16 protein-coding genes are annotated in these 18,157 nt (G+C 49.8%); 7 read left to right on the top strand and 9 right to left on the bottom strand.

Going from position 1 to position 18,157, the window contains the following annotated elements:
- The first annotated feature begins 10 nt into the window (after nucleotides 1-10).
- The 3 genes from AMM03_RS03545 to AMM03_RS03535 are packed head-to-tail and all read left to right on the top strand — an operon-like array spanning nucleotide 11 to nucleotide 2,426.
- The gene (locus AMM03_RS03545; RefSeq protein WP_090129043.1) at nucleotides 11-970 is read left to right on the top strand and encodes a branched-chain amino acid ABC transporter permease; all 960 of its coding nucleotides are present in this window, start codon (nucleotides 11-13) and stop codon (nucleotides 968-970) included.
- On the top strand, nucleotides 967-1,722 hold the full coding sequence (locus AMM03_RS03540; RefSeq protein ID WP_090129042.1) for an ABC transporter ATP-binding protein: 756 nt from the start codon (nucleotides 967-969) through the stop codon (nucleotides 1,720-1,722). The genes AMM03_RS03545 and AMM03_RS03540 overlap by 4 nt, the downstream gene beginning before the upstream one ends.
- Nucleotides 1,723-1,724: 2 nt before the next feature.
- Complete coding sequence (locus AMM03_RS03535; protein WP_090129329.1) at nucleotides 1,725-2,426, top strand: ABC transporter ATP-binding protein; 702 nt, start codon at nucleotides 1,725-1,727, stop codon at nucleotides 2,424-2,426.
- A gap of 4 nt (nucleotides 2,427-2,430) precedes the next feature.
- Here AMM03_RS03535 and AMM03_RS03530 read toward each other — a convergent pair whose 3' ends face one another.
- Nucleotides 2,431-3,330, bottom strand: coding sequence for a LysR family transcriptional regulator (locus AMM03_RS03530; protein WP_090129041.1), 900 nt, complete (start codon nucleotides 3,328-3,330; stop codon nucleotides 2,431-2,433).
- Nucleotides 3,331-3,432: 102 nt separating this feature from the next.
- On the opposite strand from AMM03_RS03530, the gene AMM03_RS03525 reads away from it, so the two are divergent.
- Together AMM03_RS03525 and AMM03_RS03520 are read left to right on the top strand one after the other, a co-directional pair.
- Nucleotides 3,433-4,755 carry a Rieske 2Fe-2S domain-containing protein gene (locus AMM03_RS03525; RefSeq protein ID WP_090129040.1) on the top strand — a complete coding sequence of 441 codons (1,323 nt, stop codon included), beginning with the start codon at nucleotides 3,433-3,435 and terminating at the stop codon, nucleotides 4,753-4,755.
- A gap of 16 nt (nucleotides 4,756-4,771) precedes the next feature.
- Nucleotides 4,772-5,398: an aromatic-ring-hydroxylating dioxygenase subunit beta gene (locus tag AMM03_RS03520; protein WP_090129039.1), complete on the top strand. Its 627-nt coding sequence runs from the start codon at nucleotides 4,772-4,774 to the stop codon at nucleotides 5,396-5,398.
- 49 nt (nucleotides 5,399-5,447) lie between these two features.
- On the opposite strand, the gene AMM03_RS03515 is transcribed toward AMM03_RS03520, so the two are convergent.
- The 8 genes from AMM03_RS03515 to AMM03_RS03480 form a co-directional block, all read right to left on the bottom strand.
- A complete protein-coding gene (locus AMM03_RS03515) occupies nucleotides 5,448-7,490 on the bottom strand; it encodes a reductive dehalogenase domain-containing protein (RefSeq protein WP_228764546.1) in 2,043 nt (680 codons plus the stop codon).
- Between the two features lie 35 nt (nucleotides 7,491-7,525).
- Nucleotides 7,526-8,620: an O-antigen ligase family protein gene (locus tag AMM03_RS03510; RefSeq protein WP_194942746.1), complete on the bottom strand. Its 1,095-nt coding sequence runs from the start codon at nucleotides 8,618-8,620 to the stop codon at nucleotides 7,526-7,528.
- Nucleotides 8,621-9,403: 783 nt separating this feature from the next.
- Nucleotides 9,404-10,123: an ABC transporter ATP-binding protein gene (locus AMM03_RS03505; protein ID WP_090129036.1), complete on the bottom strand. Its 720-nt coding sequence runs from the start codon at nucleotides 10,121-10,123 to the stop codon at nucleotides 9,404-9,406.
- A 16-nt stretch (nucleotides 10,124-10,139) separates the two neighbouring features.
- A complete protein-coding gene (locus AMM03_RS03500) occupies nucleotides 10,140-11,936 on the bottom strand; it encodes a branched-chain amino acid ABC transporter ATP-binding protein/permease (protein ID WP_090129035.1) in 1,797 nt (598 codons plus the stop codon).
- Nucleotides 11,933-12,859: a branched-chain amino acid ABC transporter permease gene (locus AMM03_RS03495; protein WP_090129034.1), complete on the bottom strand. Its 927-nt coding sequence runs from the start codon at nucleotides 12,857-12,859 to the stop codon at nucleotides 11,933-11,935. Before AMM03_RS03495 ends, AMM03_RS03500 begins: the two co-directional genes overlap by 4 nt.
- A 56-nt stretch (nucleotides 12,860-12,915) precedes the next feature.
- The gene (locus AMM03_RS03490; RefSeq protein WP_090129033.1) at nucleotides 12,916-14,106 is read right to left on the bottom strand and encodes an ABC transporter substrate-binding protein; all 1,191 of its coding nucleotides are present in this window, start codon (nucleotides 14,104-14,106) and stop codon (nucleotides 12,916-12,918) included.
- Nucleotides 14,107-14,228: 122 nt separating this feature from the next.
- Nucleotides 14,229-15,005 (bottom strand): SDR family NAD(P)-dependent oxidoreductase, encoded by a 777-nt coding sequence (locus AMM03_RS03485; protein ID WP_090129032.1) that lies wholly within the window; start codon nucleotides 15,003-15,005, stop codon nucleotides 14,229-14,231.
- Between the two features lie 13 nt (nucleotides 15,006-15,018).
- A complete protein-coding gene (locus AMM03_RS03480; protein ID WP_090129031.1) occupies nucleotides 15,019-16,788 on the bottom strand; it encodes an FAD-dependent oxidoreductase in 1,770 nt (589 codons plus the stop codon).
- A 94-nt stretch (nucleotides 16,789-16,882) separates the two neighbouring features.
- Between AMM03_RS03480 and AMM03_RS03475 the strand changes: the two genes are divergently transcribed.
- Both AMM03_RS03475 and AMM03_RS03470 read left to right on the top strand, forming a co-directional pair.
- Nucleotides 16,883-17,683, top strand: a complete 801-nt coding sequence (locus tag AMM03_RS03475; protein ID WP_228764545.1) for an IclR family transcriptional regulator — start codon at nucleotides 16,883-16,885, stop codon at nucleotides 17,681-17,683.
- Nucleotides 17,684-17,874: 191 nt separating this feature from the next.
- Nucleotides 17,875-18,129, top strand: coding sequence for a hypothetical protein (locus AMM03_RS03470; protein ID WP_090129030.1), 255 nt, complete (start codon nucleotides 17,875-17,877; stop codon nucleotides 18,127-18,129).
- Nucleotides 18,130-18,157: the final 28 nt, after the last annotated feature.

The raw sequence follows: 18,157 nt of genomic DNA, 5'->3' as shown, positions 1-18,157 counted from the left end.
CCAAGTCACCATGAAGCGCGAAACACCTCCTTGGCTTTGGACCCTGCTGCTGGCACTGTCCATAGCACTGCCTTTGGTATTGCATGCACGGGGGCAAGATTTTTATATCAGCATGCTGAGCCGTATGATGATTTATGGGATCGCAGCCTGCAGCCTGAATCTCATCTTAGGTTTTGGTGGTTTGGTCTCGTTTGGGCATGCAGCATTTGTGGGCATTGGTGCCTATGCTGTTGGCATCATGATCACAGAAGGTGTGACCAACGGCTGGATCAACTTTGGTGTGGCCATGGGCATCTCTGCCATAGCCGCCGCCATCATTGGCGCTATTTCCTTGCGCACCCGCGGCGTGTACTTCATCATGATCACGCTGGCCTTTGCGCAAATGATTTACTACTTGGTCAATTCCATCAAAGCCTATGGCGGTGACGAGGGATTGAACATCAAATCGCGCTCCAACTTTGGCATGGGCCTTGATTTAAAAAATGATGTCACCTTCTACTTTGTGGTGCTCTTGGTTTTGGTACTTACTTTGGTCATCATTTCACGCATGATGAAGTCGCGTTTTGGCCGTGTCATTTTGGCCATTCGCGACGATGACACCCGTGTCGACGCCATTGGCTTTCCGGCCTACACCTACAAATGGGTGCTGTTCATCATTGCTGGCACCTTGGGTGGCTTGGCTGGCGCATTGATGGTGAACCATCAAAACTACGTCAGCCCCAACCTCATGCATTGGACGCAATCGGGCATTTTGATGGTCATGGTCATTCTGGGCGGCGTCGGTACGCTGTCTGGCGGTTTATGGGGTGCGCTGGTCTTGCTCATTTTGGAAGACGTTGTGGCCGAACACACGGTGTATTGGCAGTTCTACATTGGATGGTTCTTGTTGGCCGTGGTGCTGTTGGCGCCCAAGGGCTTGTCAAGCTTTTTCAACCGACCAGCCAAAGTTGAAAGCAAGGGACACGCATGAGTCAGCCACCCTTGCTCGACATTCAAAACTTGGTCAAGCGCTTTGGCGCCTTGCTGGCCACCGACCATGTCAGCCTTCAAGTTTTCCCAAATGAAATTCATGCTTTGATTGGGCCCAATGGCGCTGGTAAGACCAGTTTGGTTGCCCAGTTGTCTGGTTTGCTGACCAGTGACAGCGGACACATTTTGTTTCAGGGGCAAGACATCACTGCTTTGTCTACCCATGAACGTGTCCATCTAGGTTTGGCGCGGTCTTTTCAAATCACGCGCCTCTTCAAGTCGTTTACCGTCCTAGAAAATGTGGCCTTGTCGGTCCAAGCTCAAATGGGCCACAGTTTTTCATTTTGGAAACCAGTCAGTCAAGAGCTTGCGCTTACAGACAAAGCCATGAGCCTGCTCAACGATCTGGGCTTAGCACCTCGTGCTCATGACCGGGCCAGTGAACTCTCCCATGGCGAGCAACGTATTTTGGAATTGGGCTTGGCCGTGGCCACCCAACCCAAACTGCTTTTGCTAGATGAACCCATGGCCGGTGCTGGCCCCGTTGAGTCAGAACGAATCCTGAATCTCATCTTGAAGCTGCGCCAACAATCTTCCATCTTGCTCATCGAGCACGACATGGACGCTGTGTTCAGATTGGCCGACAGAATTTCAGTGTTGGTCAGCGGTGCCGTCATTGCCACAGGCACTCCCGAAGAGATCCGTCATCACCCCCAAGTCATTGCGGCTTACTTAGGCGAGGAGAACGCATGAGCTTGCTGCAAGTTCAAAATGTTCAATCGGCCTACCAAGAAAGTCAGGTCCTGTTTGGCATTGACTTCACCCTAAAAGCGGGCGAATCCATGGGGTTGCTGGGCCGAAACGGGATGGGCAAAACCACCCTGATCCGAAGCATCCTAGGACTCAAGTCGGTACAAGGCGGTCAGGTCATCTTTGACGGTCAAGACATCACCCACGTACCTGCTGACAAAATTGCGCGCATGGGGATTGCGGTGGTACCGGAAGGCCGACAGGTTTTTCCAAATCTGTCCGTTGATGAGCACCTCACGGCCTTTGTCAGCAATCGCCACAACAGCAAAACATTGTGGACACCCGCGCGAGTTTATGAATTGTTTCCGCGGCTGGCAGAACGCAAAAAGAACTTAGGCTCGCAACTGTCAGGGGGCGAGCAACAAATGCTGGCCATTGGACGCGCGTTGGTCACTAACCCCCGCTTGATCATCTTGGACGAAGCCACTGAAGGCTTGGCACCCCTCATTCGCGAAGAAATTTGGAAGTGTCTAAAACTCCTGTGCAGTGAGGGGCAAACCTTGATCGTGGTAGACAAATACGTCAATCGCTTGGTCGACATTGCGTCTCACCACCTCATCATGGAGCGGGGTCAAGTGGCTTGGAAAGGCAACTCTGACGCACTCCGCCACGACCGGCAATTGTGGACCCGCTACTTGGGCGTGTAAGTATTTAAAACGATAGCGCCACTGTTTTGACGGCTTGTATTAGTAACTTGCTGGCAGGACTAAGCGTCCCTTTACGACGTCGCGTCATGCCCACACGGCGCTCCCACTGATTGCCGGTCGCTTCAAGCGATTTAAGCTGCCCTGCTTTCTCTTCCCAATAAATTAATTCCTTGGGAATGAAGGTCAAGGCATCGCTCTGCATCACCATGGCTTTCATCAAAACGGTGGAGGTGGTTTCCACTTGGGCTTTGGGTGGGTCTAGATCGTGAGAAGCAAAGTAATCGTCAAACGCCAGTCGCTCTAATTCGCGCTGCCTTGGCAAGATCCAGGGAAACTTCACCAGCATGTTAGGCGTGACCACTTTGTTTTTGGACAAGGGGTGTTCTGAGCGAGCCACCACAGTGGCGCTCTCTGTGAACAAATAGTCATGCACCATTTCGGGATCGGCTGATCTGGCAGGCACAGAAGACAAGGCAAAATCTACTTCGCCTTGCTTCACCCAAGGCATCAAGGCTTCATTCAATCCGTACATCACCGTGACGTGAACTTCAGGATTTTGTTCTGACAACATCTTAAGCGCCATGGGCAAAAGCCGAGTGGCTTCGGTGGGTCCGCAGCCAATCATGACGTGCCCTCTTTGCGCCCCTCTCATCGACTGAATTTCGCCCACGGCGTTGCGCATTTCGGCCTCAATGACCCGGCCGTGCTCCATGAGTGCCTGACCAAAGGGTGTGACGCTCACCCCAAAGCGGCCGCGTTCAAGCAGACGAACCCCTAGCGTTTTTTCTAAGGCCTTGATGCTCTTTGACAGTGCCGGCTGCGATATTTCCATCGAGGCGGCTGCTTCGGTGAGATTGCCATAGCGCGCGGCCGCAAGAAAGAGTTGAACTTTTCTGTAATCCATAACCTATGGTAATAGAAAAAGCATGAATTGTTGTAGATCTATTGCTTGACCTGCGTTAAGTTAGCGGCTCGTGTTCATCTCAAGCCCTGAAATGGAGTTTTCATGTCATCGATAGATTTAGACCAACTGGTTCAACCAGACCGCGTTCACAAGAGCGTCTACACCGATCAACAATTGTTTGATCTTGAAATGGAACACATCTTTGAAAAGGCTTGGGTCTATTGCGGCCATGAGTCGCAAGTCAAAGAGGTGGGCGACTACTTCACCATGCAAATTGGTCGTCAACCTATGGTCATGGTGCGTGACGATGACAAGAGCGTGAAAGTCCTCTACAACCGGTGTCCTCACCGCGGCGTAGAACTTTGTGGCAATCAAAGTGGCAACACAGGCAAAGGTTTTGTGTGTTCCTACCATGCATGGAGCTTCCACTTAAACGGAAAGATCAAAGCCATTCCCTTGGTCAAAGGCTATGACGGCACGCGCATGACACCCGACACCCCAGACTGCAGCATGGTGCCAGCCGCCCGTGTAGAAAGTTACCGTGGTTTTGTATTTGCCAGTTTGTCCAAGGAAGGCCCTGGCCTGGTGGAGTTCTTGGGCGAGGCCAAAGTTGCCTTTGACGACATGTGCGACCGCTCACCCGTAGGAGAGGTTGAAGCCGTACCTGTTTGCCACCGCGTCATTCAGCACTCCAATTGGAAGTTCTTCATGGAGAACCAATTGGATGCTCTGCATCCTTCGGTCACACACCAATCGACGGGTGTGTCTGCACGCAAAGTGGAGCAACGTCTGAAAAAAGAAAAAGGCGATGCACCGCTGTTCTTCCACTACCTGTCCACTTTTGCCTCTAGCTTTGATCAGTGGGACTCGGTTCAAACAGTCAACTTCAAATACGGTCACGGTATTTTGAAAGCCTATATGGGCTTGCGACCCACCGACCCTGACACAGTGGAATACGAAGCACTGATCAAGAAAGCTTACGGCGAAGAAAAAGGCGAAGAGTACTTGGCACGCAGCATTCATCACGTGCTAATTTACCCCTACTTGTCGGTTCAGTCCCCCCTGCAACAAGTGCGTTGCTTGCGCCCCATTGCGCCCAACAAAACCTTGTCTGAAATTTGGCACTTCCGTTTAAAAGGTGTACCTGAGGCCATCTACGAGAGATCACTTTGGTATTTCAACTTGGTGAACTCACCCGCTACCATGATCAATGCCGATGACTTGGAAAACTGGACCAAGGGTCAGTTGGGTCTGGAATCCAAAGGCGGCGAATGGGTCAGCTTCCACAGAAACTACGGCGGCGATACCGAAAAGGATGGCGTTTTGTATTCCAACAACGGCACCAGCGAAGTCGTGATGCGCAATCAGTTCAAGGCCTGGGAGTCTTACATCCGTGCCGCTATTCAACCTTCGACCAAAGCCTGAACAGGAGTTAACTTTCATGAAAACTAACGAAGTCAAAGAAGCACTTGGCACAGGCGTTGTGATTGAAGGCATCCAATCGATGTCTGGCGCTGACTCCATAGAGCCCGATCATATGGGGCGAGGCCGAGTGCCCAGCCAAGGCTATATTCCCAAAGCCATCAAAGTCGATCCTGCTTTACAGCGACAAGTTGACGAATTGTTGTTTCACCAAGCCGCTTTGCTCGACAACAAAGCCTGGGGTGAGTGGGGCAAACTGTTCAGTGATGATGGCGTTTATTGGATGCCATCCACCCCCACTCAAACAGATTGGCGTCGTGAAGCTTCCATTTTTGCGGAGGACCGTTTGCTGATGGAAGTTCGAATGAGCCGATTGCTTCATCCCAACGCGTGGTCACAAGCTGCCCAGTGGGGCACGAACCACATCGTTGGCAACATCGTGATTGAGGCGGCCAGCGATACAAGCATCGAGGTTTACTCTCGGTTTCAAATGATGGAAATGCGTCGAGACAACATCCGTCATTTTGGTGGCAGCTACCGTCACACTCTGGTCAAACAAGGCCCGGATTTAAAAATCAAATTACAACGCGTTGACATGACCAACGGCCAAGCCGCCTACGATTACGTGCTTCAAGCTTGGGTTTGAGGCTTCGCAATTCAACGAAAAGCCACTGACTTCAAAATCAGTGGCTTTTTTAATTTTTTCTCTTTTTGGCTTGATGTGGTTTTTCCGCATTGGCATAAGCTTCAAGTCCAGCTTGACGATCAAGCGGTACGGTGGTTGCGGTAGTGATGTGCGCAGCCGGCTGCAAATGCGGCGGATAAAAAGCTAACTTTTGGTTTTGAGCCAGTTTATGGGTTCGATCCAAATTCAAATCACGCTCGTTAACGCCACTGGGAGTCACGCAAACGCCGTTAAGAATCTCCAGATCAAACCACCATCTTTTAAAAGAATTGCGCATGCCAGCGCCAATTTGATCATCGTAATCAATGAGCGCTCTTCTTGCACTAGGGACTTGGATTGACAACTCAAGCAGACGAGTCGATTCAACAAGATCTTCTCTGTTGTAAGGACATGTTTTCATACATCGTCCGCAGGCTGAGCCCTTCATATTGGTTAAGCGATATTTGCCGCATTTTTCAACATCAGGCTTCCAAATTTCATAGCCATTGAACATGACCTTGGGTCCGAACGGAATCGCATTACATGGACACTCACGTGCGCACTTTAGGCACATGTTGCACACAGATTGCAAGCCAAAATCGATAGGTTGATCGAAAGCCAACGGCAAGTCAGTCGTCAGTAACACGCTCTTTGATCGCGGTCCAATGAATGGATTTAAAACCAATTCGCCAATGCGCGAAAGCTCGCCTAAGCCAGCCAATAATGTTGCGGGAATATGCAAAATATCCGATTCTGCGTTGGTGTGTGAACGGGAGGAAAAACCTAGGCGACGTAAATGAGCACCCATCACACCCGCTATAAAGGCGCCTCGCATGTACCCCCGCATAGACTGCGCACCCGAAATCCAATCGTCGCCGGAGGCGCCTTCCATGGTTTCAAATCCTTGGTCCAGCAAAATAACAATGCAGTGTTTGTGGCTTGGCTCAATGGGCTTGCCTTGTTGCGCTTCATGTGAATAAAACATCCAAGGCTCTGCTTCGCAAATGCCAACCAAATCAGCACCTAAAAAATGGGCCAGTGCCTTGATTGAATCTGCATTTCTTTGAGCATCTGAAAAATCTTCGTTTTGATTGACGGGCACAAGGCGCTCGTAGCTTCCCTGCAGGGGCACCATGTTGCGTATCAATGGCGTCATGGCAGATGCCAGCGGATGCTTGGTCGCAAAGCGCATGCGCTGCACCTTGGCTTTTTCACCTAAATCACCAGAAATTGCTCGAGTGAATAAATCGGCACGCTTGCTGTTGCGAATGATCTCTTCGCGAATAATCAGCGTTGTAGGCTCAGGCACACGCTTCAATGTTTCCATGGGATAGCGACCCAAATGTAAAGGGCGCAGTAGGGCTTCAGATTCCTCCCAGCCTGGTCGCGTTCCATGCCTTCCCATGTAGGCATCCGAATCAGGCCAATCTAAGGAAGCGTCTGAGGCGATTGGCAGATCAATTTCCAATGGCAAATCGGTGCTGATGGCCGCCAGCGCAAAGCCGTTTTTTAGAAAAGGCATTTTGAGAAAACCGTTTTCTGCTCTCACGATGCCTGCGCGTTGCGCTAAGGCTTCCAAGTTTAGAAGTGTGTTGCCTGCAACATGACCGCGCGCGCTGTACCCCAATGCACGAACATAGCCAGCTAAGACAACGGCTACTTCGGTGGCGCGTGCATCTGTTCGGGCTTTGTTGCTGCCATGCAGCCATTTGGCGCCAGGTTCTTCAGACTTGGGTTCGCGACTGAACTCAACCAGAAAAATGAAAGCATGGGTGTGCTTCAAATCTCCCCTGACAAAATCAGTCGGTTTGATAGCGCATACGCCAGCCAGCGTCGCATCTAAAAAATAGGCAGAAGCTTTGAGGTTTTTAGTGCGAACGCTTAAATTTTCAGGCAGCGGCGCACATGCGTTGGCTTTCTCGCCATCCAAGTACTGTTCAAAAAGCGTTTGATAAATTGACAAGGCATCGTTTAGCGAATTTGGACCTGCAGGATATTGATCCTTAGGTGATTCAACCTTGATTTCTTCGGCGTGGGCATCGCGCGCTAGCAATTCAGTGGGTAGATCTCCCATATCGAAGTGGCGAGAACGATTTGAAAATATACGTGTCATGAATGCACTGGCAATTGATCCAGGCGCGCATTGTTGTTTGCGCACATCAATTCGGCCCAGACCCACGCGCTGAAAAATACAAAAACACTGTTGGTCACGCTGTAGAGCAAGGCACCATTGGCCAACGCTTTCCAAGCATATGTAAAAAACAAAGCTGCCACGATAGCCACTAACTCACGATGGCCTTGCCGCCATGGCACAACAATCATCTGTCTGCAGATGTAGCCCACCATGATGAACGCCAAAAGGCCACCAATGAGACCGACCTCCAGAATGACCTGCAAGTATTGCTGATGAAAATTACTGAAAGCGTAGGGATTTTGAGGGTCGGTTGCGTACTGAGGAACATCTCGAGGTTTAAGTCCTGCCCCCCAACCCAACAGTGGACGCTCTTCGATGGCCTCCAGAGCAACTCTGTACATTTCCAGACGTGCCCCCACTGATGTGTGAAGGGCCTGGCCACGAGCAGCTTCACCTTGGAAGTACATACTGACCTCTTGGGTGACGATTGAAAATCGGGATGCCATGACAGGCCAGGCCATGACCAGAACGGCGAAACAAAGTCCCAGCGTGACGACCACCCTTTTTATTGAAATACGCTCATTGAAACGCCACACCAAAACAACCGCCATACCCAACAACAAGCCCAACATTTCGGTTCTGCGAATAGTGCCAAGAAAGGCGATCCACCCTGCCAGCAAGCCACCCACCAACAGCATTCTGTTAACACCTCTTGAATCTGGACGCGTCACTGCAATGAACAACCATAACAACATGAAGGCCATGGTTTGACCCAGCAAACCACAATTGTGTGCGCCTGCCTTGAAGCACTGTGCATCAATCGACATAGGGAAGAAAAAACGAGCCCCGAGGTACCAAAGCATCAAGACGAGCATGCTGCCCGCTATCCAGGGTTCTGCTCGCCGAACGGACAAGTTGGCATTTCTGATGTACACGACCAGAGCGGGCCATAACAAGAAATGAAAGCTGTTGAATGCACTATCGATGGCCTCTTTCGGTACAAGCGCCCAAGTAGCCGACAGCAATTTGAAAAAAAACACAGACACAAAAAACAAGGGCACTAGCCACATTGCATGTCCTGCAGCAACAGGCAAAGCTGTGAAATTCGGTTGTTTACGCCGACGGAGAAACAACCAGGTACCTGCACTAGCCATACAAATCAGCATCAACTCTGGGGATGCAAAGACCAGTTGACACAAAAAAACAAAAAGCAAAACCCAAATTCGGGGTTCTGAAAGAGATTTCAAAAGGGCCATCTCAGTGCATCAACTTGTTTGATAAAAAACTTTTTGATCCAACTTATTCCAGAAATCCAAGCGCCCCAGAATCTGAACTAAATGGCGCATGGCCTGGCCATCGCCATAACTGGCATTGGCCGTCAAACTTTTGTTCCAGTAAGAGCCGGTGCGGAGTAGACACTGACTTCTGATTCACCCGCGTCATCTAGAGTCTTCAATTGTTTAGCCATTCTGAATTCACCAATAGAGGAATTATTTACTGGAGCAATCATAACGGGCTAAACAGAGGCTTCAAGCTGTAAAAGTTCTCCCCAAACACCCCCCCGACATTTTTGAAGCGGGGGTTGATGAATTGGTGGGCCCACCAGGACTTGAACACGGTACCAAAGGATTATGAGCAACCTCAAGAAGTAAAATCTATTACAAATCAATAGCTTACTAGCGGTCTGTGTAGGTGTGGAAGCGAATGCGGAAGCATCGTTTATTTACTTCAACCAAGCTGCGGACTGTTAACACACAAGGCGGCAACAAAAAAAAGATGGGATAAGTTGATAAGGATTTTTTTCTTGAATGACGTTCAGAGAATAACTGCAATTGAGTTCAAACCGTACAGCTTCAATTAGAACCAGTTTGCCCAAGGTATGCGGCACGCACATCAGGGTGATCTGCTAATTCTTTGCCACTCCCGCCCAGTTTGACGCTTCCCGTTTCCAGCACATAGGCCCTGTCGGCAACCTTGAGGGCTTGATTGGCCATTTGTTCGACCAATAAGATGGTCAATCCAGCTTCTCTAAGCGACTTGATACTCTGAAAAATTTCTCGCATGATCAAAGGCGCCAAACCCAAAGAGGGCTCATCCAATAAAAGCAATTGCGGCTGACTCATCAAAGCGCGAGAAATTGCTAGCATTTGCTGTTCTCCGCCCGACAAGGTCCCAGCCATTTGTTCGGATCGCTCTTTAAGACGGGGAAATCGTTGGAACTCCTGTTCCAGCAAATTTGCAACGCGTTCTTTGTCGTTTCTGATGGCATATGCCCCCAACAAAAGATTGTCGCGGATGCTTTGATCTGGAAAAACGCCACGCCCTTCGGGCGCTAAAGCAATGCCAAAACGCAGCCGTTCATGAGCCGGTACTTGAGAGATATCTATGCCATTCCAAATGATACGTCCCTGCTTCAAGGGCTCAATACCGGCAACCCCTTTAAGCAAGGTGCTTTTGCCCGCGCCATTCGCACCAATGATGGCAACCACCTCGCCCTTTGCAACAGAAAACGATACGCCTCGAATGGCTTGAATGGCACCATAAGACATTTCGATGGAATCAATTTGCAACATAAATAAGCCAGGTGTATCAATGGATAGTTTCAGTTCCGAGATAAGCCTCGATGACCTTGGGATTGGCTTGAATTTCTGCAGGCGTTCCTTCAGCAATTTTGACGCCGTAATCCAAAACAGTGATGTGATCTGAGACCTGCATGACCAAGTCCATATGGTGCTCAACCATCAAAAGCGTCATACCCAGCTTGCGAATTTCCAACAACAAATTGGCCAACGCTGCAGTTTCTTGCGGATTTAAGCCTGCGGCGGGTTCATCCAGCAAAAGCAGCTCTGGGTCCGTCGCCAAAGCTCGTGCCAGTTCGACCCGTCTTTGCAGGCCATAAGGCAAATCGCCTGCTGGTGTTGTAGCGTGCTGACGCAAGCCTACAAAGTCAAGCAACTCAAGGGCCCGATCTTTAGCTGCATGCTCACTTTGTCTGGCTGAAGGCAACATCCACATCGCTCGCCACAAGCCACTTGGCTCATGCGCTTGACAGCCCACCATGACATTGTCCAAAACACTTAGTTCGCCAAACAAACGTAGATTTTGGAAGGTACGGGCAATTCCATTTTGAGAAATTTGATGTGGACTTGCGCTTGTAATGTCTCGACCATTTAAAACGATGCGGCCTTGGTCTGCATGCACAATGCCTGTCAACATGTTGACCATGGTCGTTTTACCAGCGCCATTAGGGCCTATCAGGGCATGCACTTGGCCTCGCTGTAAACGCATTTCAATGTTTTGAGCTGTTTTCACACCACCGTAGGCCTTGCAGAGGCCTTTGACAAGCAAGAGATCAGATTGACTTTCTTTGCTTTGCAGGGACTTGCTAATTTGACGCAGCGCAAACGACTGTCCATCGCCCACATCTGATCCTTGAGTTTCTGACTTGTTTTGTCCTTTAGCCCTGAACCAGTTCGATAACACGCCCATGACACCGCCCGGCATAACATACAGCGCAAATAACAACAGGCCCCCGTATACAAAATGTTGAACAGAAGGCCACCGTGCAAGCATCGCATCGATCAAAGTCAGAAAGACTGCCCCAATCAGAGGGCCATGCCGTGAACTGACTCCACCAAATAAAACCAACAACAAAATAAAAATCGACAGGTGGAAGGTGATGAAATCAGAGTTGATGTATTGATTCTGCTGTGCCACCAGTGCACCAGCCAGTCCACATGTCATCGCGGCAATCACAAACGCCAAAACCTTGGATCGGTAGACCTGAACGCCCACACTGGCAGACGCAATTTCGTCGGCTTGGACCGCCAGTAAAGTTCTGCCTAAGCTTCCGATGAGTAAATTGCGAAGAAGAACATAAACCACAGCACTCAAGACAACGCCCAAGACGACCCATTGTTGAACGCTCAAGGGCTGCTGATCCCAAGTTAGAGATCGAATGCCATAAATGCCCTGGGCACCTCCAAAAACGTCAACCCACTCAGTGACGATTTTCTCGACGACGATGCCAAAGGCCAATGTGACCATGGCCAAGTAAGGCCCCTTAACGCGCAGAGATGGCAGCGCAATTAAAACGCCACAAAGACCCGAGATGACAACAGAGATCACCAAAGCCAGCCAAGGCGCCATATCGGTCATTGTGGTGAGCAATGCAACCGAATAAGCGCCTGCTGCAAACAATCCCGCTTGACCTAATGATTTTTGGCCAGCATAGCCAACCAATACTTGCATGCCTGCACCACAAATGTAGTAAACGCAGGCCATGAAGCCAATTCGCAAGTAATAGTCATTGTTAATTTGCATGGCCAAGACACTTAAAGCCATAGCCACGAGTGCGACGATGAACAGAGGCTGTCGCAAGTTCATACTTTTTCAACCACGCGGTGGCCAAACAAACCATTAGGCCGCACAGCAAGCACGACGATCACCAAGGCAAATACCGCAACTTCACGCCATTGAGCATTCCACAGATTGATCATGGACTCGAGTACACCCAATACGAGGCCGCCGATGACGCAACCACGAGGATTATTGAGGCCGCCCACCATGGCACCAGAAAATCCTTTGAGCCCAACCGATAACCCCATGTACAAGGACGCTTGTGCAATGGGCGCCAACAAAAATCCAGACAAGCCAGCAAGCCCGCAACTGACTGCAAACGAGGCCACCATCACAGCTTGCACATTGATACCCATCAAGCTTGCTATTTGGGGTTGATGCGCCACGGCTCGCATGGCCTTGCCAACCATGGTGGTTCGCACCACAAAATCGAAGAGCACCATCACAACGATAGAGACCCCTAACATTAATAATTCTTGGGGCCGAACACCGACACCCCACAAGCGAACAATATCGTCGCCCAATGGGCTGGGAACCACGACAGGTTTGGGCCCCCAAATAGCCAATCCAATGCTTTGCAATACAACACCAAAACCTAAAGTGCTCATCACCCAGGCCATGCCGGGCTTGCCTGCAAAAGGCCGCACGCCCAAAAGAAATAACATCCAACCCAAGAAACCCATACAAGCCATGGCAACAATCAAAGCAAGCCACTGACTACCCATGTCCGGTGTATTTGCGCCAAATGAGTTTGAGCTAATTGGCAATCCTAAAGCGACAAACAAAACACTCATGCCAATAAACGCACCCGCAGAAACGAATTCTCCGTGGCCGAAATTGAGTGTTTTGGTGGTGGTAAAGGTAACCCCAAACCCAAGGGCCACCAAAGCATAAGCACTACCAACGGCTAAGCCACTGATGAGTGCTTGTAAAAATGCAGTATCCGTCATCGAATTAAAGAATGAAAAGCGGCACCAATTTCAAAAAAAGGTGCCGCTTAGTTTGTTTACTTCTTGAAATCCGCAGGACTCATTTGCTTGATTGTGTTGTCAGAGTATTGCACCAACTTACCATCGCGCCACTTGATAAACACCAAGTCTTCAGCGGTCAAGCCTTCACGGTCTGTCTTTGAAAATGGCTTGACATAAACTTTCATCACACCATCCACAGGTGATTTCATGTCTTCCAATGCTTCACGCATTTTGGAGCCGTCCGTGCTACCGGCTTGGCGAATGGCTGCTGCTATGAGCAATGTCGCGTCATAACCATGGACGGCAAAAGGAAACGCACTGGGCGCAGCCAACTTGCTACCTATTCGGTCATAAAGTTTTTTCTGTTTTGGCGTAGAGGGATCAGCCATAGTTCTTAAAAACACTGGCTTGTCGGCCAAGGTCTTGCCAGCAGCGTCAAAATAAGTGATGTTGTCAGCCGCCCAAGATGTGAGCAAGGTTGGGAAGTAATTGATCTTGTCCATGCTGCGCACCAATTGACCAATCGGTGTGCCTTGCGCCCAAACCATCAAAGTATCTGCACCCGCACTTTTTAGCTTACTGAGTTGAGATGTCATATCGGTATCGCTAACTGCGAATTTCTCCACACCCACAGGTTCAATATTGTGGAGTTTTAATATTTCAAGCAAATCTTTGACGCCACCTTGACCATAACCGGTGGTTTCACCCATGACACCAATTTTCTTCGAACCCGACTTGAGCGCATAGGCCACCAAAGCAGCCACTTGCTCACGGTCCATCATGGAAACACGGAACATGTAGTTATCAGCACCAGGCGACATGGGTTTGGTGATGTCGGTACCGGATCCGATCATGCCCATGGTGGGCACCTTTTTCTGATTTGGAATGTGTCGCCATGCCAGCGCATTGCCAGAGTTGGTGGGGCCAAATACGGCAACAACTTTTTCGTTGTCAATTAAATCACTCATGTTTTGGATCGACTTTGGCGGCTGTGATTGGTCGTCACGCGAGACCAGTGTGAGTTTGCGGCCAAGTACACCGCCAGCCGCATTGATGTCTTCAATGGCCGCCTCAATTCCAAGTACGCCAGCACGACCGCTTTGCGCAGATGGTGATGCCGACAAATCGCCGTTGAATCCCAATTTGATATCTTGCGCATGCACACCCAAAGCGCTAGCCAGCGCCAAGGCAAATGCTGTCTTTTTAATAAACTTTGTGAATTTCATACTGTCTCCTTTTTTGTAAATGGACTTGATTGCCCTTGTAAATCACACACTCACTCTTCTTTCATATCAACTTTCACACCAACTTCTAAAAAAACCTCAAAAGCATCCTCAACGTCAATCGTCTACGACGCCAAAAATCCCCCGTCCACTGGCAGCGTGACACCCGTCACATAAGAGGCCATCTCCGAAGCCAGAAACACCACGGGTCCAATCAATTCTTCTGCTTGACCCACCCTGGCCATGGGCGTTCGCAACATGAATTTGTCTAATTTTTCGGGGGTACTGCGCGTTACTTCGGTCATGGGAGTAGCCATCACGCCAGGGGCAAGTGAATTGACACGAACGCCCTCTTTGGCAAGCTCTACCGCCAAGGCCTGGGTCATCAATTTGACGGCGCCTTTAGAGGGCGAATACCCCATCGTGCCTGGCAAACCTGCTTGGGCTGCAATGGATGCCAAGTTGATGATGCAACCTTTGGTAGCGCGCAAAGCTGGCAAAAATGCATGGGTTGGTTTGAAAGTTCCCAAGACATTGACTTCCATCATTCGCTCTAGGTTTTGCACAGCTTTTGGACTGTCGACACCTTCTCGAATAATGATGCCAGCGTTGTTGACCAATACATTGATGTGCCCAACATCGTTGGCTACCAATGCCGCTAAAGCTTGGCATTCAGATTCAGATGTGACGTCTAAAACATAATGCCAAGCTTGCCCACCTGAATCGGTGATTTCTTTGGCAACAGCTTTTGCATTTTCGCCATGAATGTCGGTTACCACCACCTTGGCACCCGCCTGCGCTAAGCCCTTGGAAATGGCGCGGCCATTGCCTTGCCCTGCACCCGTCACAAGTGCCAATTTACCGCCCAAAACATGGGGTGCAATTTGTGAGGTGATCAGCATCGTTTCTAAACCTTTAATAGTTCACACGAACTTTTTCCAACTGCTTCAAATTAGGTTGCAACAAAAGTTGCGACCAGCTCGCCTGCGCTTTGACCATTGACATGGCAGCCACGTAACCCAAGGTAACAGCTGGTCCCAAAGTAATGCCAGCACCTGGATAATTGCCACCCATGATGCTAGCTGCATCATTGCCAACGGCATACAAGCCTTCAATTGCTTTTTTATGCTGATCTATTACTTGGCACTCAGCATTGGTTGCCAAGCCTGCGAAGGTGCCAATTTCGCCAATCACAATTCGAATGGCATAGAAGGGTCCGTTCACAATGGGGGCCATACAAGGATTGGGCTTCACCATGGCATCGCCTTGATACCGGTTATAGGCCGTACTGCCTTTGCCAAACTGTCGGTCAATGCCAGTCTTGGCATCTTCATTGAACCAAGCAATTTGTTGCTCGATCACATTGGCAGGAACATCGATGTTGGAAGCCAACTCTTGAATCGTTTGGCCACGCTTTAAATACCCAGATTTCAAATGGCGTCCAATGGGCAGCGGGAACGGCGCTGCTGCGCCCAGACCATATTCGCGCAAATGCTTGTGATCACAAATCAACCACGCAAAGAATTCCTTCTGCCCTCTTGCTTGACACGCTTTGACCCAATCTTGAACAAAGTCGTGGTACGAAAAAGCTTCGTTGGTGAATCGCTCACCATTGGCCGTGACTGCTATGACGCCAGGTTTGGCACGGTCAATGAAGTGAGGCATGACGCCAGTGGTGCCATCTTTGCGTGGCACCACTGAAGTAGGGCACCAAGCTGCAGCATTCGGAATGGTGGTGTCAACCCAAGCACCAACCTTCTCGGCAATCCTCAAGCCATCGCCTGTATTGGCTTTGGGCGAAGGCGTAAAGTGCTCTGTGCCAGTGGGTGTATGAGGAAACAATTGCTTGCGGCGCAAAATGTCATGCGGAAATCCACCACAGGCCAAAACAACGCCTTGGCGCACGTGGACCTCTAAGTTTTTACCTTCATGTTTGACGATGGCACCAGTCACTTTGCCGCCTTCGGTGATCAAGTCCATTAAAGGGGAAGACAACCAAACATCAATGTCTAAATCCATGGCCGCTTTTGCCAATCGTCCGGCCAATGCATTGCCGTTGGTCAAGGTCATGCCTCGGCCATGGGTCAACACATCCAACAAATGCCTGCCAAATCGTTTAGCCACAAAGAAGAACGACTCCCAGGATTTAAAAGCACGTAAAAAATGCCAAAGCTCTTTGCCCGAGCCCAACATCATTCCAAAGACCGTGAGCTCTGGCACAGGTGGTGCCAAATACTTGATTCGTTCACCCAATTCTCTGGCGTCATACGGACGCGTCACCATGGAGCGTCCCCCTGGCAAACCTCCCGGCGCTTCTGCGTGATAGTCTGGGAACACGGCGGGCATGTCAAATTGCACGCAGGTGTTGTGCATGAAGAACTCTAGTGCCTTCGGACCATTTTCGATGAATGCATCGACGCGTTGCTCATCAAAGTGATTCCCCCCCTGGTCCTTTAAATACGCTTTGGCTGCACCGACCGGCTCTTCAATGCCCTGCTCTTTTGCCAAATGCGTTCCAGGCACCCATAACCAACCACCAGAGCGCGCAGTGGTTCCACCAAACATGGGTTCTTTTTCCACAACCAAGACATTCAAGCCATGGTGAGCGGCCGTGACTGCGGTCGACATGCCTGAAGCACCTGTACCAACCACCAGCACATCGACTTCGATAACTTCTTGGTTCATGTGGAACACTCCTGTTATCAATTAGTCTATGTCAAATGAATCTTTTAAAGATTAATGGTAAACCCCAAACCACTTAAGACCTTATCCGTGAAGAATGTTGCTCAATGAAGGGGAGCATGATTTGGTCAAAGAAAGACGCGGAATTCAATCGATCGAAGTGGGGGGCCAAATATTGTTGGCCCTGGCGCACCACGGCCGCCCCATGTCATTGGGTGATTTGGCAAGAGCGGCCAAGATGCCAGCGGGCAAAGCCCACCCCTATCTTGTGAGTTACAGCAAACTTCAACTTGTCACGCAAGATGCTGCGACAGGTCATTATTGGTTAGGGCCCACAGCCATTCAACTAGGCTTGGTCAGCCTTCAAATGTTGAACCCTGTTCGAGAGGCAACACACTTCGCAGAAAGTTTGGCTCAAAAAACAGGCCACAGCGTTGCACTCTCAGTTTGGGGTAATCACGGTCCTACCATCGTTTTACTGGTCGAACCCATCTATCCATTGCATGTCAATTTACGCACCGGCACAGTCATGTCTCTTGCAGGAACGGCCACTGGTAGGTTGTTTGCTGCATACCTACCTGCAAAATTAATTGAAGTTTCTATGCGCGAGGATTACAAACGACTGGGGCCGGATATTTCACATCCATTGAAATCAGAAGTCGTTGAGAAACGCCTCAAAGAGGTTCGCAAGCATGGCCTCTCTAGAAGCGTCAATCATCCAACGCCAGGCGTTAATTCATTTGCTGCACCTGTTTTTGATTACTCCAAAAAGATCGTACTAGGCATCACCTTGATGGGTTCTTCAGGTGCATTTGATCCATCTTGGTCAGGCATACAAGCGAACGCAGTGAAAGACTGCGCAAGCGAAGTATCTAGGCGTCTAGGGTTCCGCTTGTAACGCTATATTTACATAGCATAGTCAAAACCAACTTAAAGGCGAGTGCTAGCTGCAACTAGGCACGTTGGCGACTCAATCGGCCATTTGCGGCAACTTTCGTTCGTGCTAAGTTCCCCTATTCCCCAAACTTAAAAAAAATTCAATTAACGTATTCCACCCATCGTTCAAATACCCGCATTGAGGTTTTTTTCATGACTACTGTCCAACCGACCGACAATGCTGCAGGCAGCGTTGTCGCCCCAAAACCGCAACGCATTGGCATGCCACGGGAGACATTCCCGCTAGAAAAGCGTGTGACCACAGTTCCCGATAAGGTCACCAAGCTGATCAAGCTTGGCTTTGCTGTGGTGATTGAGCAAGGTGCAGGCGAGCTGGCCGATTTGTCTGACGACGCTTATGTACAAGCCGGCGCCACAATTCCGCCTAGCGCTCCGAGCATTTATTAGAGATCGTATGCTTCAAAGAAAAAAGCGA

This window comes from Limnohabitans sp. Rim11 (genome assembly GCF_001269365.1).
Lineage (GTDB): Bacteria > Pseudomonadota > Gammaproteobacteria > Burkholderiales > Burkholderiaceae_C > Limnohabitans_A.
This window is presented reverse-complemented; position numbering and strand designations above follow the sequence as displayed.

Coding starts and splice junctions, on each gene's coding strand:
- AMM03_RS03545 (WP_090129043.1), top strand. CDS start 11: ATGAAGCGCGAAACACCTCCTTGGCTTTGGACCCTGCTGCTGGCACTG.
- AMM03_RS03540 (WP_090129042.1), top strand. CDS start 967: ATGAGTCAGCCACCCTTGCTCGACATTCAAAACTTGGTCAAGCGCTTT.
- AMM03_RS03530 (WP_090129041.1), bottom strand. CDS start 3,330: ATGGATTACAGAAAAGTTCAACTCTTTCTTGCGGCCGCGCGCTATGGC.
- AMM03_RS03525 (WP_090129040.1), top strand. CDS start 3,433: ATGTCATCGATAGATTTAGACCAACTGGTTCAACCAGACCGCGTTCAC.
- AMM03_RS03520 (WP_090129039.1), top strand. CDS start 4,772: ATGAAAACTAACGAAGTCAAAGAAGCACTTGGCACAGGCGTTGTGATT.
- AMM03_RS03515 (WP_228764546.1), bottom strand. CDS start 7,490: ATGGGAGATCTACCCACTGAATTGCTAGCGCGCGATGCCCACGCCGAA.
- AMM03_RS03510 (WP_194942746.1), bottom strand. CDS start 8,620: ATGTGGCTAGTGCCCTTGTTTTTTGTGTCTGTGTTTTTTTTCAAATTG.
- AMM03_RS03505 (WP_090129036.1), bottom strand. CDS start 10,123: ATGTTGCAAATTGATTCCATCGAAATGTCTTATGGTGCCATTCAAGCC.
- AMM03_RS03500 (WP_090129035.1), bottom strand. CDS start 11,936: ATGAACTTGCGACAGCCTCTGTTCATCGTCGCACTCGTGGCTATGGCT.
- AMM03_RS03495 (WP_090129034.1), bottom strand. CDS start 12,859: ATGACGGATACTGCATTTTTACAAGCACTCATCAGTGGCTTAGCCGTT.
- AMM03_RS03490 (WP_090129033.1), bottom strand. CDS start 14,106: ATGAAATTCACAAAGTTTATTAAAAAGACAGCATTTGCCTTGGCGCTG.
- AMM03_RS03485 (WP_090129032.1), bottom strand. CDS start 15,005: ATGCTGATCACCTCACAAATTGCACCCCATGTTTTGGGCGGTAAATTG.
- AMM03_RS03480 (WP_090129031.1), bottom strand. CDS start 16,788: ATGAACCAAGAAGTTATCGAAGTCGATGTGCTGGTGGTTGGTACAGGT.
- AMM03_RS03475 (WP_228764545.1), top strand. CDS start 16,883: ATGTTGCTCAATGAAGGGGAGCATGATTTGGTCAAAGAAAGACGCGGA.
- AMM03_RS03470 (WP_090129030.1), top strand. CDS start 17,875: ATGACTACTGTCCAACCGACCGACAATGCTGCAGGCAGCGTTGTCGCC.